At 70.9% G+C, this 14,156-nt stretch carries 11 protein-coding genes; 5 read left to right on the top strand and 6 right to left on the bottom strand.

Features of this window, described 5'->3' with window-relative positions; genetic code table 11:
* Nucleotides 1-11: 11 nt before the first annotated feature.
* The gene (locus VGH85_19650; GenBank protein ID HEY2176024.1) at nucleotides 12-914 is read right to left on the bottom strand and encodes a transposase; all 903 of its coding nucleotides are present in this window, start codon (nucleotides 912-914) and stop codon (nucleotides 12-14) included.
* 736 nt (nucleotides 915-1,650) lie between these two features.
* Here VGH85_19650 and VGH85_19645 point away from each other — a divergent pair.
* Nucleotides 1,651-1,851 (top strand): hypothetical protein, encoded by a 201-nt coding sequence (locus tag VGH85_19645; protein ID HEY2176023.1) that lies wholly within the window; start codon nucleotides 1,651-1,653, stop codon nucleotides 1,849-1,851.
* 12 nt (nucleotides 1,852-1,863) lie between these two features.
* Here the strand turns inward: VGH85_19645 and VGH85_19640 are convergent, their stop codons facing one another.
* The 4 genes from VGH85_19640 to VGH85_19625 are packed head-to-tail and all read right to left on the bottom strand — an operon-like array spanning nucleotide 1,864 to nucleotide 7,563.
* Entirely contained in the window at nucleotides 1,864-3,387 is a 1,524-nt protein-coding gene (locus VGH85_19640; GenBank protein HEY2176022.1) for a sulfatase, read from the bottom strand.
* A 28-nt stretch (nucleotides 3,388-3,415) separates the two neighbouring features.
* Nucleotides 3,416-6,022 (bottom strand): GH116 family glycosyl-hydrolase, encoded by a 2,607-nt coding sequence (locus VGH85_19635; GenBank protein ID HEY2176021.1) that lies wholly within the window; start codon nucleotides 6,020-6,022, stop codon nucleotides 3,416-3,418.
* On the bottom strand, nucleotides 6,019-6,624 hold the full coding sequence (locus tag VGH85_19630; protein ID HEY2176020.1) for an AAA family ATPase: 606 nt from the start codon (nucleotides 6,622-6,624) through the stop codon (nucleotides 6,019-6,021). Before VGH85_19630 ends, VGH85_19635 begins: the two co-directional genes overlap by 4 nt.
* Nucleotides 6,625-6,627: 3 nt before the next feature.
* Nucleotides 6,628-7,563, bottom strand: a complete 936-nt coding sequence (locus VGH85_19625; protein ID HEY2176019.1) for an SMP-30/gluconolactonase/LRE family protein — start codon at nucleotides 7,561-7,563, stop codon at nucleotides 6,628-6,630.
* A gap of 111 nt (nucleotides 7,564-7,674) precedes the next feature.
* Here VGH85_19625 and VGH85_19620 point away from each other — a divergent pair, with 111 nt between their 5' ends.
* Nucleotides 7,675-8,838, top strand: coding sequence for a geranylgeranyl reductase family protein (locus tag VGH85_19620; GenBank protein HEY2176018.1), 1,164 nt, complete (start codon nucleotides 7,675-7,677; stop codon nucleotides 8,836-8,838).
* 204 nt (nucleotides 8,839-9,042) lie between these two features.
* On the opposite strand, the gene VGH85_19615 is transcribed toward VGH85_19620, so the two are convergent.
* Nucleotides 9,043-11,472, bottom strand: a complete 2,430-nt coding sequence (locus VGH85_19615) for a glycoside hydrolase family 3 C-terminal domain-containing protein (GenBank protein ID HEY2176017.1) — start codon at nucleotides 11,470-11,472, stop codon at nucleotides 9,043-9,045.
* Between the two features lie 167 nt (nucleotides 11,473-11,639).
* On the opposite strand from VGH85_19615, the gene gndA reads away from it, so the two are divergent.
* From gndA to VGH85_19600, 3 genes are all read left to right on the top strand, one after another.
* The gene (gndA, locus tag VGH85_19610) at nucleotides 11,640-13,064 is read left to right on the top strand and encodes an NADP-dependent phosphogluconate dehydrogenase (protein ID HEY2176016.1); all 1,425 of its coding nucleotides are present in this window, start codon (nucleotides 11,640-11,642) and stop codon (nucleotides 13,062-13,064) included.
* A gap of 180 nt (nucleotides 13,065-13,244) precedes the next feature.
* Nucleotides 13,245-13,613 carry an STAS domain-containing protein gene (locus tag VGH85_19605; protein ID HEY2176015.1) on the top strand — a complete coding sequence of 123 codons (369 nt, stop codon included), beginning with the start codon at nucleotides 13,245-13,247 and terminating at the stop codon, nucleotides 13,611-13,613.
* Between the two features lie 106 nt (nucleotides 13,614-13,719).
* Nucleotides 13,720-14,156, top strand: a 437-nt coding sequence (locus VGH85_19600; GenBank protein HEY2176014.1) for a hypothetical protein, incomplete at its 3' end; no start/stop codon positions are given.

The following is a 14,156-nucleotide window of genomic DNA, read 5'->3' as shown; positions in this document are numbered from 1 at the left end:
CAGGGCGGGCCCTACTTGGTGGGAAGCCGCCCGTCGAAGTAGGTCCCCACGGCCCGAAGCGCGCCGCGCTGCTCGATGTCCACGACTGTGCGGGGGCGGTCCGCCTCCTCGACGTCGCGGACGGCAAGGTAAAGGGCCTCGACCGCGGCCTGGACCGACGGGAACGGACCCTGGTCATCGGCGACCGCGCGCAGCCGGACATCGACGTAATCCAGCAGCGGCGTCGTGTAGACGAGGTGGCGGACACCCATCGGGAGCGCCAGGAACGGCGCGAGCGCTGCCCAGTGCACGCGCCAGAGCCGGACCAGGGCCGGGTAGCGCTGGCCGAACCGGCCGGCGAATGCGTCCAGCGCCGCCGCGGCCGATGCCTCGTCGGGCGCGGTGTAGACCGGCTGCAGTGCGGCGCTGACCGCCGCCCAACTCCGTCGCGGCCCGTACTGTCGCGAGGTCCGGATCAGACCCAGGACCCGGGTCTGGCAGATGGCGCGCGGCCAGGTCAGCCCGACGGCATCGGCGAGCCCGGCGACACCGTCGCAGCTGACCAGGCACACGTCGCCCACCCCGCGCGCGGTCACTTGGCCGAGTACCCGCGTCCAGAACGGCACGGACTCGTCCGCACCGGGCGCCGGCCACAGACCGAGCACGTGTTCGGCCCCGGCACAGTCCACCCCGCTGACGACGTACATCGTGGTGGCCACGGCCTGACCGGCGCCGATCCGCACCGGCAGCTCCTCGACATAGATCACCGGCCAGACGGCGTCGAGGGCCCGGTTCTGCCAGGCGGTCAGCGCCTCGATGACGATGTCGGGCAGCTGGCCGATCAGGTGCGGCGACGAACCGGCGTCGCGGGCTGCGGTGGTTACGGGCGCAATCACCCGGGCGTCGTCCGGCGCCTGGTGCACAGTGTCGGTCATCGCGTCATCCCCCGTGTGGTTCCTGAACTGCGCAGAGCCGGCCTCCGTTAACCGCGTATGCCACCGCAGGTGCTTCCGCCTGATCGATCAGACATTCGCCCGCCTGATACCGATCGGGAAGCAGACCTGTCCGGGTGGAATGCGGCGAGCCGTGGCCGGTGACGTTGGCGATGAGACAGGCCAGGACCGCTCCGACGAGCACCGACGAGGCTTGGCGACGCGGCGCCCACGATCTGGGCAGAAGCGGCGATCTGGTTGCTGCCATGGGATTCCCGACGCGGAGACCGGCTCTACGGACCGAAAACCAGGCCTCCCTCGCCCGGAAGCAGTGCAGTCGAGAACGCACGGCACGCCGAGGCCGCTGTGCGTCCTTACCGAACCGGCCGAAGCCCCCCTGCGGCCCGCGGTGCGGGTCATCGCCTTACTCGACCTAAGCCAGTCAAGCCGCAGCGTATCCCAGCCTTCACAGGAAGTGACCCCTACCGCAAAAATCCCGACGGCCGCGATCTCCCCACCCGGGCGATCGCGTACCGGTGGCCCCGGACGCACCGCTGCGGCCACCGGTAGCGGGATGGGCATGGATCCGGGCGAACCCCTTGCCCAATCGGGCAATCGGGGCTCACCATGACTCCTAGTGCAACGACGCATCTCATTTGAGCATCTCGGCAGGGCGGCGCCGATCCGGGTGTTGGGCTGCCGCCAGGCTTCACTCGATCACCGGGACGGGAGAGGTGCGGTGATTTCCACGATGGATACGTCGCTGGCTGACCGGCTGGAGATCCACAACGCTGGCTTCAGCGAAGATGCCGCCAGGGCAGGGTTCTGCGGCAGCCTGCACCTGCCGACCGGCCGGATCTGCCTGCACGGCGCCCGGCACCGGGGGCCGTGCGAATTCAGCACCCCGGCGACACTCGCCGCGCGCCTTCGCAAGAAGTAACGGCCGCGCCGATCAGCCGACGGGCTTCGCGCGGGTCAGCGGCGCCGCCGCGAGTGGCGAGCAACCCGGCGCATCCTCGGCGTTCTCGGCCGCGTCGAGGAGGAACTGCGGAAACCCTCCGGCCGCCGCGGCGACGCCCTTCTCGAACAGCTCGCCGACCACGGCCGGCTCCCGCTCCGCCAGGTTGACCGACCACGGATCCGGTCCGCTGCGGTCACCGATTGGATGCAGAAACGCGCCCTTCCCGTTGACCTTGCTGTTGAACCACCAGTCGTCGGTGATCACGGTGAACGCCGAACCCCAGCCGACGACGACATGGTCCCTGGCCGGCGCGCCACCGGCGAAAGTCGACTGCCAGCACGAACGACCGGCGATCGGCTCCGGCGCCGGCACCTCCGCGGCGTCGAGGATGGTCGCGGCGAGGTCGTGGTGCTGCACCCAGTCGTCGACCGCGCTGCCGGCGCCCAACCCGGCGGGGTGCCGGATCAACAGCGGCACCTCGACCACCTCCGGCTCCGCGGGATACCCGCGCTTGCCGATGTAATGCTTTCGCTCGGCGAGGCTGTGCCCGTGATCCGACGCGACGATGACGACGGTGTCCTCCAGCCAGCCCTGCGCCGACAGCGCGGCGAGCAGGTGGCCGAACCAGCGGTCGGCCATCGTCACGAGACCGGCGTAGTTGGCCCTGGTACGCCGCAACAGGTCGGCCGGTAGGTCGGGAACCTCGGCGTACGGCGAGATCACCTGTTCCCGGCCGTCGGAGGTGTCGTAGTGACGCCGGTAATGCTCGGGCACGAACCACGGCTCGTGCGGGTCGAACGACTCCACGGTGAGGAACATCCGCTCCCCGGTCCGGCGCACGTCGAGGTTCTGCTCGAGCCAACGCGCGGCGGTGGTCATCACCTCGGCGTTGAACCACTGGTCTTCGGCCACCCGGTCCCGCATGTTGGCGATGATGCGGCTGGAGAACCAGTCCGCGCCGTCACGCGCCCGCCGCCCGGACCCCGCCGGGTCGCGGCGGCGGAGTTCGCGCAGCTCCTCCGGGATCCAGTGCGCGATCTCCGCCTCGGTGGGCACCGGCCCGGATCGGGCCGGGTCGGTCTCCTGGCCGCGGATGAAATCCCACTCGTCGAAGCCGCGCCAGAAGTTCTTGCTCGGCTTGAACTGGTGGTAGAGGTCGGAGACCAGGCCGGTGCGGAAGCCGGCCGCGCCGAGGATCTCGGCGAGCGTGTGCTGTTCCTCCGGGATCGGTCCCCACCCGGGCGCGGGGATGAAATCGCCTTTGAGCTTGAAGTCACCGTTGTGGAACGGATACGTACGTTGGCCGGTGTAGAGGGCGCGCCTGGCCGGCAGTGTCGGCAGCGACTCGGGATAGGCCCGGGTGTAGCGCACCGATTCGGCGGCGAAGGCGTCGAGGTTGGGCGTGGCGACTGCCGGGAAGTCGTCGCCCCACGGCGGCGTGAGCCCGTAACTGCCGACCGCGTCCTTGCGCAACGTGTCGAAGACGACGAGGACGACGTTGTAGTGATCGTTCACGGTGCGACCTTAGCGGCGCCGGCCCGGGTCAGTCGCGGGCGACCACCAGTCGGGTGCCAGGTTCGAGCACCAGTGCGGGGTCGAAGAACAGCCGTGACTCGTCGCCGTCAACGCCGCCGCGGTGGTCGACCTTCTCCGTGCCAACCGTGACCGACGACGACGTCCAGTCGCCGACGATCCGCAGCTCACCGAGTCCGATCGTGCCGTGCACACAGTGCAGGGTCAGGCTGCGGGCATCCGCGACGGCCGTGCCCCATCCGGTGTCGGTGAGGACCGGCACCTGCCACTGCTCACCGACGCCGAGCGGATGCAGCCGCAGGCTCGCCGGTACGGCGTTCCAGCGCAGCCCGGTCAGCGCCTCCAGCACCGACCAGCCCGCCATCGCCCGGACGTAGTGGTCACCGCACTCGATCTCGTTGTAGGGGTTGCGGCGGGTGCCGTCGTGGCGGGTCCACAGGCCGTGCAGGATCCGCATGCCCTCGTCGTGCAGGCCTTCGATCAGGCAGTGCGCGGCTACCTGGTACTCGACTCCGGACCACACCTCGTCGGCGTAGCGCGTCGGGATCTCCGGTCGGCCACCGACCGGCCAGGAGCACATCAGCAGTCCGCGGTCGTCGCCGTCGGCGTAGACCCGGAACGGGTGGTCGAACCCGCGGAACCCGTCGCGCAGGTTGTGCCGCACAACCGAGCGGAGCGCGGTGCGCACGTGGTCGGCGGGCAGGATGTAGCCGAGCTCGAGCTGATGCGCCCACCACTGTCCGACCAGCTGGTCGGACAGGCAGCCCGCTCCCCACTGGAACGCCGTGTCCTCGGCGGGCTCGAGCCGTTGCCGGTAATACTCGCCGTTCCAGGTCAGCTCGTCGTACGCCGTGCTGCCGGCGAGGAAGAGTGACCGATAGTCGTCGGCGGCCGGCTCGTCGCCGACCAGCCGCGCCATCTCTTCGGCCGCGCGGAGTGCGGCGAGCCAGTAGCTGCCCATGAAGGTGTTGACGCCGCGCAGGTCGATGTCGTGCGTGCTCGGCTGGATGCCGCGCAGCACGCCGGTCCGGTCCGGGTCCCACTTGCCGCCGATGTGGTCGAGCAGCCGTTTGATCCGCGGCCACATCCGTTCCAGCCACGGCAGACCCGCGCCGGCCCGCACCTCTCGGTAGGTCTTGAGGACGGTGCCGAGCATCCCGTCCAGCGCCGGCTCGGTGGGACCGCCGATCGGTACGTCCCACATCTGCCGGAGGTAGACGGGTGCGACGGCGCGGTGCGGGATGTAGCCCGCTGGCGCCTGCATGATCTCCAGCTCGGTCTCCCGCATGCTCCGCTCCAGCTCGGGAAACAGCCGGGACACCGCATGGGCGTAGTTCCAGACGTGTGTGCAGTTCAGTGGGCACGAGCCGCCGTACGCGCCGTTCCACATCACCGTCGACTCGCCGAGCGTGCCCTCGAAACCGAAGAACCGCCCGTCGGCGGCCTGGAAGCAGGTCGGACTGCGCAACAGTGACGGCTGCGCAGCCATCCGCTCGACGACGTCGTCCGGCAACGAGCTTGCGGCGAGTACGCCGGTCCACTCGCGGGACCGGTCACGCAACCGGTGCCAGTCCGTCCGCACCGACTCGGCGACGTCCTCGGCGTCGGCGAAGTGCGTCGCGTAGTCATTGCCGAGCCAGAACCTGCTCCGCGAATCGGCGTGCGCCGGCCCGAACTGCTCGAAGTTGACGTAGCGGTTGGGGAAGTACCAGGAGAGGACCACGCGTACGGCGACCGTCTCCCCCGGGCCGAGGCGGAACGGGATCCGCAGGCCGCCGTTCCAGGTGGCGCCGGGTGCGCTCGGCCCGACGGCCGCGCGCGGGCCGCTGCGGGTCGAACCGCCACGCAGGAAGGTGGCGAAGTCGGCGGCCGTCGACCACTGCGGATACGCATCCGCGTCTGCGGTGTCGGCGGACAGCACCATCTGGCCGAACCCCGGGTCGTCGTCGGCCAACGACGGGTTGTCCATGAGCAGCGACGTCCACCCGCCGCGGCGGCGGACGCGGTTGACGTTCCCGCCGTACGACGCGCACCGGTTGTCGACGATCGGCGTGATCCCGTCCCAGCCGACGGCGTTCTGCAACGCCGTGCCGAGCGAGCCGTGCAGCTCATGGGAATCGTCGTTGCGCACCGTGAAGGTGAACAGTGCCGCGGGCAATGCGCTGGCCGCGACGTCGAGCGGGACCAGGGGCGTGAACGCCTCCATGGTCATGCTCACCGGCAGGTCGTCGTCGTGGAAATCGACCTCTGCGAAGGGATACAGAGCGCGGAAGGTTGTGCGGTCGACCGGCCGCAGGGTCTGCGTCAGCTTCGTGAGCTCCGGCGGCACGACGTGGTCGGACACGAGAGGCGCGGGACCGGGCACCGGATCGACCGGTGCGGATTGCAGCAGCCGGATCTCGTCCAGCGGTGGCTCCGGCCGGGACAGTCGGAGCGCGAAGAAGCTGGCCGGCAGATAGCCGAGGTGGTTTCCGACGTTGTGCAGCTGCCACTGCCGCAGGCTGCCGTCACCGCAGATCGCCAACTGGCCGGTGCCGATGCCGCCGAGCGGCATCGCAAGGGCCGCCCGCCGGTCCCCGTCGTACGCCATCGACCGGTCAGCCTGTGCGGTGGTCATGTCGGGTCTCCCTTCGAGGCGGTGTGTTGCAGGGCGCGTTCTTCTCCGCGCACGTTCCACGCGTCGAGGACCGACGTCACCACAGCCGAGGAAACACCCGCGGTGGTGTCGACGTCGAAGTCGTACGGACCGAAGGTGTGGATCAGGTCGGTCTCCACGTGCGTCCGGCCCTCGCCGATACGCCGGTCGCCCCGGTCCTTCTCGCGGCGGTCCAGCTCGTCGAGGTCGCAATGCACGCCGACGAGAAAGACGTCCAGCCCGGCGAGCAGACGGGCGAGCTGTGCACGCCAGGCGGCGAACTCGATGATGTGCTCGACGACCAGGTCGTTGCGCGCATGAGCCAGCGCCGGCAGACACCGGTGGAAGCCGTCGAAGAATCGCGGCCGAACCCGCTCCCACCAGTCGAACGGGCCGCCGTCGTTACGCCGTTCCGGCAGCATGCCGCTGTCGACCAGGTGATCGGACGAGACGTGCAGGAACGGCTCGGGCAACGCGCGCTGCAAGGCGGCGGCCAGTGTGGACTTCCCCGAGCTGGAGGCGCCGTTGAGGAAGATCACCCGGCCGGGTCCGCGGTCCGGCGGTCGCGGCTCGCGCGGCGGCATGGCCTACCGGCGGTCGAGCGGCAGCGCCGCGCCGCGTACCGGCAGGAGGACGGAGTAGACCGAGGTCGTCGCGCAGATGAAGAGCCGGTTGCGCTTCGGCCCCCCGAAGACGACGTTGGCGACGGTTTCGGGGATCCGGATCTTGCCGATGAGCGACCCGTCAGGGTCGTAGCAGTGCACCCCGTCCTCGGCGCTGGTCCAGATCCGACCGGCGTCGTCCAGCCGGAATCCGTCGAAAAGACCGTTGGTGCAGGTCGCGAAGACCTTGCCGCCGGACAGTGTGCCGTCGGAATGCACGTCGAAGAGGCGCATGTGGTGCGGGCCGTCGGCCTGGTGGGTGGCTCCGGTGTCGGAGATGTAGAGCTGGCTCTCGTCGAGGGAGAACGCCAGCCCGTTGGGGCGCACGAAGTCGTCCGCGACGATGCGGCATGCGCCGGTGTCGGCGTCGACGCGGTAGACGTGGCAGGCTCCGATCTCGCTCTCCGCCTGCCAACCCTCGTAGTCGCTGTCGATGCCGTACGCCGGGTCGGTGAACCAGATCGAGCCGTCGGAGTGGACCACGACGTCGTTGGGGCTGTTGAACCGCTTGCCGTCGTAGCGGTCCGCGATCACGGTCACCGAGCCGTCGAACTCGGTCCGGGTCACCCGCCGGTTTCCGTGCTCACAGCTGATCAGCCGGCCGACGGCGTCGACGGTATGCCCGTTGGTGTAGCCGGCCGGCGAGCGGAAGACGCCGACCTCGCCGTTCGTCTCGTCCCATCGCATGATCCGGTCGTTGGGGATGTCGCTCCACACGAGATACCGGCCGGCGGGGAAGTAGGCGGGACCCTCGGCCCAGCGACAGCCGCCGTACAGCTTCTCGATCCGCGCACTGGTCTTGATGCAGGTGCTGAACCGGTCGTCGAGGACCTCGAAGGTCGGCTCACCGGTGGTGGTCATTCTGCCTCCAGCCTCTGGTGATGGACGAGCCCGGCAAGCCTGGCACACAGTGCCGGCGTCGCGCGAAGCCACCGGTCGGTGCGGATCGCACCCGCCCCCTAGCCTGTGGCCATGGGTCCGGGAGCGAACGGCGGCGAGTGGGACGTCGTGGTCGTCGGCGCGGGCCCGGCGGGCGCCTGCGCGGCGCGGTCGGCGGCCGAGGCCGGCGCTCGGACGCTGCTGATCGAACGAGCACAACTGCCGCGCTACAAGACCTGCGGCGGCGGCCTCGTCGGGGCCAGCCTCGCGGCCCTGCCGCCGGGCGTCCGGCCGCCTACGCGCGAGCGGATCACCGCAGTGACCTTCAGCCTCGGCGGAGGCTTGCGTCGTACCCATCGGGATCCGGCCCAGATGGTCGAGATGATCAACCGAGACGAGTTCGACGCTGCACTCACCAGCAGCGCGGTGGAGTGCGGTGCAACGCTGCTCCCGGGCACCGTGGTGCGCGGCGTCGATGCCGCGGACGGTCACGTCACGCTGACCACCTCGGCCGGTGTGGTCACCGCGCGGGCGGTGGTGGGTGCCGACGGGACCTCGGGACGCACGGGTCGCCACGTCGGGGTGACCTGCGGGCAGGTCGACCTGGGGCTCGAGGTCGAGGTCGCAGCCGACTCCGCGACCGCCGCGGCCTGGGCGGGACGCGTCCAGCTCGACTGGGGGCCGCTGCCGGGCTCCTACGGGTGGGTCTTCCCCAAGGGCGACGCGCTTACGGTCGGCGTGATCTCGGCGCGCGGCGACGGCGACGCGGTCCGCGACTACCTGCGCCGATTCGTCGGCCAGGTGGGACTGGCCGACCACAGGGTGATCCGATCGTCGGGGCACCTGACGCGGTGCCGCGACGACCGCTCGCCGCTCGTACGGGGCCGAGTGCTGGTCGCCGGCGATGCGGCCGGACTGCTCGAGCCGTGGACCCGCGAGGGCATCTCCTATGCGCTCCGCTCCGGCCGGATCGCGGGTGGCGCGGCCGCCCGGATGGCCCGGGCCGACGGCGCGCAGGTGGCGGAGCTGGGTACGACGTACGCCGCCGAGATCGACGGGAGCCTGGGAGCCGAGATGCGGGCCGGGCGCGCGATCATGGCGGCGTATACCCGGCGGCCGCGCGCGTTCCATGCCGCGATCGCCGCCGGCGGACCGACGTGGCGGACGTTCATGCGGTTGACCCGCGGGGACACCACCTTTCCGCGGGTGATGCGGCACCGCCCGGTCGCCGCGCTCGTCTCCGTCCTCGCCCGCTAGCTCGGCATCCGGCCGCGGCGGCCCCCCGCCGGCCGAGCCCCCGGGCATCATCGGACGCTGTACTCGCATATTCGGCCCGATTTTGCGAGTAGCGCGTCCGATGTCGCCCGCGGCTCCCCCGCATTCCGCGTCAACGTCACGTTGATGCGGATAGAGCGCCTGAACGTGACGTTCACGCGGAATAAGGCCGCGAGGCGCCGGCGGTTAGAGCTCGACGGAGGCAGCCAGGCGCAGGTCGGCGACGGAGCGGCCGACGTGGACGTCGTAGCGTCCCGGCTCGACCGTCCATCCCGATCCTTCCGCCCAGTGGGCGAAGGCCTGACGGTCGACCCGCACCTCGGCGACGACCTCTTCCCCGGCGTCGGCATCGACGGCCGCGTAGCCCGCCAGCCATCTCGCCGGCCGGGTCACCTGCGAATCCGAGCGCGAGAGATAGACCTGCACCACTTCGCGACCCGGCCGTACGCCGGTGTTGCGTAGCTGCACCGACGCGACGACTGCCTCGGTGGACGACACGTCGACGGCGAGGTAGTCCCACGTGGTGTAGCCGAGGCCGTGGCCGAACGGGTACGCCGGTTCGCGGCCGGAGTCCAGCCAGGCCCGGTAGCCGATCCGGATCCCCTCCGTGTAGTCGAGCCGCCCGTCGCGGGGTACGGCAGAAAGCACCGGAGCGTCGGTCTCCGCCGCCGGCCAGGTGGTCGGCAGCCGGCCGCCGGGCTCGGCCCGACCGAGCACCACGTCGGCGAGGGCCGACCCGAACTCCTGCCCGGGAAACCAGCTCAGGACCACCGAAGCCACCTGATCGCGCCACGGCATCAGCACCGGCGCACCGGAGTTGACGACCACGACCGTGCGCGGGTTCGCGGCCGCCACCCGCCGTACCAACTCGTCCTGCAGTCCGGGCAGCGCCAGCGTCGTACGGTCGAAACCCTCGCTCTCGATCTCGTCGGTGGTGCCGACGACGACGATCGCCGCGTCCGCAGCGGCGGCCAGGGCGACGGCCTCGTCCAACGCGTCCTCGTCCGTCAGCATCGGCGGCTCCGCACCGATCAGGAGGCTCAGCGCCGGGAACTCCCCGGCCTTCTCGTGCCGCACCCGCAGCCGCACCACCTGGCCCGCGGCGAGCTGGACGGGTACGGACCGCTCCGGCGGGTCGAGGAAGGCCGCGAAGGCCTCGCCGGAGTCGATGACGATGTCCTCGTCGACGACCGGACGTCCGTCCACCTCCACGCGGAACCGACCGACCCCACACACACCGAGCCGGTAGGCACCCGTCCGGTCGGCGCGGAAGTCGGTCTCGATCTCGACCGCGGCGGCGCGGGCGACGACCTCGTCACCGATCCAGCGCAGGAGTCCGGAGAGCCGGCGCTCGTCCACCAGCACCCCGCCGTCGGCGTCGACGAGGCGTACCCGCAGTCCCGGCTCGCCCGTCTCCGGGTCGCGGGTCGACGCGAGCGACACCGGTTGAAGCTTGTGTACGGCGCGCGCCCCCGCGGCATGGGTCACCTCGACCTCCGGCGCGAGCGCGTCCCGGAGGCCGTCGAGCGGGGTCACCACCCGCTCCGGGCTCACCCACGCGCTGCCGCCGCCCTGGGTCCGGGCCACCTCGGCGTTCGGTCCGAGTACGGCGACCCGGCTCAACAGCGCGCGGTCGAGCGGGAGCGCCCGGTCCTCGTTGCGCACCAGCACCATCGCCCGGGCCGCCGCCTCGCGGAGCAGGTCCGCACGGGCGCCGGCGGCAGGCAGCGGGGGTGGCGCCGGGACCGCGGCCGCGATCCCCTCGAGCGCCCCGACCCGCGCCGCGAGCAGCAGCACCCGGCGAAGCTTCTCGTCGATCTCGGCCTCGGGTACTGCACCGGCCCGCACCGCCTCGACGAGGTCGTCGCCCCACGGCCCGGGCGGCCCGGGCATCACCAGGTCGAGCGCCGCCCGGCCGGACTCCGCGGTGCTATGGGTTGCCATCCAGTCGGATACGACCACGCCGTCGAAGCCCCATGCGGACTTCAGTGGGTCGGCGAGCAGCGGGTTCTCCGTCATGGTCGGCCCGTTCACACCGTTGTAGGCCGCCATCACCAGCCAAGGCTGCGCGTCCCGGACGATCGCCTCGAACGGAGCGAGATAGAGCTCCCGCAACGTCCGCTCGTCCACCCGGACGTCGACGGTCATGCGCTCGGTCTCGGAGTCGTTGGCGACGTAGTGCTTCACCGTCGCCGCGACCCCGCCGGACTGCAGGCCGCGCACGTACGCCGTACCGATGCAGGCGGTGAGCAGCGGATCCTCGGAGTAGCACTCGAAGTGCCGGCCGCCCAACGGGGTCCGATGCAGGTTGACGGTCGGGGCGAGCAGCACGTCCACGCCCTTCCGGCGGGCCTCCCCGGCGAGCAAGGCGCCGAGCCGCTCGACCAGCGGCCCGTCCCAGGTCGCGGCGAGCGCGGTCGGGGACGGGACGTTGACCGACGTCGCGCGCTCGTCCCAGGTCTCGCCGCGCACTCCCGCGGGCCCGTCGGAGAGCACCATGGCCCGGAGCCCGATCAGGGGCTCGGGGTAGGTCGTCCAGAAACCGGAGCCGGTCAGCAGCCGCACCTTCGCGGCGAGGTCCAGCTTCCCGACGGCGCCCTCGACCCGCTCGGCCACGACTGGGTCAGGGCTCGTGGGGCACATGGCGATCTCCCAAGGTGAGGCTCCGGGTCGGGTGGATCGTGGCACAGCCCCCGATGCCGATCCACCGGCACCGATCCATCGGCGACCGGGCGGGCTGGCTAGGGTCGTGGGGCACACGACTCGACCCTCGGGAGATTCACGTGGCCGCCCAATTTGGTGTCACCGGACTGGCCGTCATGGGCCAGAACCTCGCTCGCAACGTCGCCCGGCACGGTGTCCCGGTGGCGGTGCACAACCGCACCACCAGCCGAACCACCGCGCTGATCGAGCAGCACGGCGACGAGGGTGAATTCATCCCGGCCGAGACGCTCAAGGACTTCGTCGCGGCGATGGACCGGCCCCGCCGCGCCATGATCATGGTGCAGGCCGGCCGCGGCACCGACGCGGTCCTCGACGAGCTGGTGCCACTCCTCGACCCCGGTGACGTCGTGGTCGACGGAGGCAACGCGCACTTCATCGACACCCGGCGCCGGGCCGAGGCGATCAACGCCACCGGCGTCCAGTTCGTCGGGTCGGGGGTGTCCGGAGGGGAAGAGGGAGCGCTGCTCGGGCCGAGCATCATGCCTGGCGGCACCACGCAGGCCTACGACGTACTCGCTCCGGTGCTCGAGACGATCGCCGCCCAGGTCGACGGCACCCCCTGCTGCACCCTTGTCGGCCCGGACGGCGCCGGCCACTTCGTCAAGATGGTGCACAACGGCATCGAATATGCCGACATGCAGCTCATCGCCGAGGCCTACGACCTGCTTCGCAGCGTCGGCGGTCTGGAGCCGGCCGAGCTTGCCGCCGTCTTCGCCGACTGGAACAGCGGCGACCTGGAATCGTTCCTGATCGAGACCACCGCGACCGTGCTCGGGCACGTCGACGCCCGGACCGGGCGGCCCTTCGTCGACGTGGTGGTCGACCAGGCGGAGCAGAAGGGCACCGGACGGTGGACGGTGCAGAGCGCGCTCGACCTCGGCGTACCGGTGACGGCGATCGGCGAGGCGACCTTCGCCCGGGTGGTGTCCTCGCTCGCGGGCGAGCGGCGGACGGCCCAGGACCGCCTGGCCGGGCCGCGCCCCGCGCGGCAGACCAACGACCGGCTGGTCGACGACGTCCGCCAGGCGCTCTACGCCAGCAAGGTCGTCGCCTACGCCCAGGGGTTCGCGCAGATCGCGGCCGGCAGCGAGGAGTACGGCTGGGGCGTCGACCCGGGAGCGATGGCCACGATCTGGCGCGGCGGATGCATCATCCGCGCGCGGTTCCTCGACCGGATCAAGCAGTCCTTCGACGATCACACCGACCTGTCCAACCTGCTGTTCGCCGACTATTTCGCCGACGCGGTCGGGCAGGCGCAGGATGCCTGGCGACGGGTGGTCGCGACGTCCGCGGAGTCCGGCGTACCGGCACCGGCCTTCTCCGCGAGCCTCGCCTACTACGACCAGCTCCGACGGGACCGGTCCTCGGCGGCCCTGATTCAGGGCCTGCGCGACTTTTTCGGTGCGCACACCTACCGGCGGGTCGACGACGACGGCGCCTTCCACACCCTCTGGTCCGACGACCGCAGCGAGGTGCGGCCCTGACCGCCTGCTCCCGATCTCGGAGCTTCCAGGAATCGTTTGCCTCAGGTGGTGGCCCACGGGCCTCCGGCACGACTAGCCTTGACGGTGGTTGGGCCGTCAGCCTCCTGCACCAACAGCCGAGGTGCTGCTCGCCGGACGCATTTCGTTCCGGCCGACATCGCATCCCTCCGAGGAGCGGCCATGCGAGACCTTGACAACCCGAGAGCCGACTCCTCGACTGCGATTTCCCCCGGCGCCAGGATGCTCCGGCTGTCGACCAGCCACGACAGCAACCAAAGCTGGGTCGAGGCCTCGGGCGAGCTCGACATGTTCACCGCGCCGATGCTCGACGAGGCGATCAACCGGCTCCGGCAGGACGGCTTCGGCAGGGCCGTGATCCTCGACCTACGACACCTGACCTTCATGGACTGCGCCGGACTGAGCGTGCTCGTCCGCCACCACGCCGGGCTGCACGCCGACGGAGGACGCCTCCTGCTCCTGCACCCGTCCCGCCCGGTGGCGCGGCTGCTCACTCTCACCGGGATGGACTCCGAACTCCACATCCGCTGACCTCGCGGTCGCACTGACGGACAGGTTGACAGGCTCGCTCCCGGTCGGCCAAGCTCTCCCGCACCCCTGGACACTCGCCGAGCGTGTCGCCCGAATCGAGGACGTCATGGCCACAGCGACGTCGCGTTCGGTCTGGGCCAACTACGTGCTCGACCCTCTCGAGCGGGCGAGCACGACCTTCGTGCAGCAGTTCGTCAACTTCCTGCTCGCGGTCGGCGCCGGCGGCTTGCTGGCCACCCAGAACTGGGCGGGGGCCGCGGACACATCGGCATTCGCCGCAGTCATCAGCCTGATCCTGAGTGTCGCGACGTTCAAGGTGCCGCCGCTGTCCTCGGTGTGGGATCTCGTCCTCCGAGTCGTGCGGACCTTCCTGTCCTCGGCGGCAGCAACCCTCGTCGCCGGCAAGGCGACCCACAGCATCGTGCACGCCGACTGGCAGGGTGCGGTCGCGATCGCCCTACCCGTCGCGTTCACGGCATTGCTCAAGGGGATTGCCGCGCTCGGGCTGCAGGACACGCCTGGAGCGTCGTTGATTCCGTCGTC

This window comes from Mycobacteriales bacterium, from assembly GCA_036497565.1.
Classification (GTDB): Bacteria; Actinomycetota; Actinomycetes; order Mycobacteriales; family QHCD01; genus DASXJE01.
This window is presented reverse-complemented; position numbering and strand designations above follow the sequence as displayed.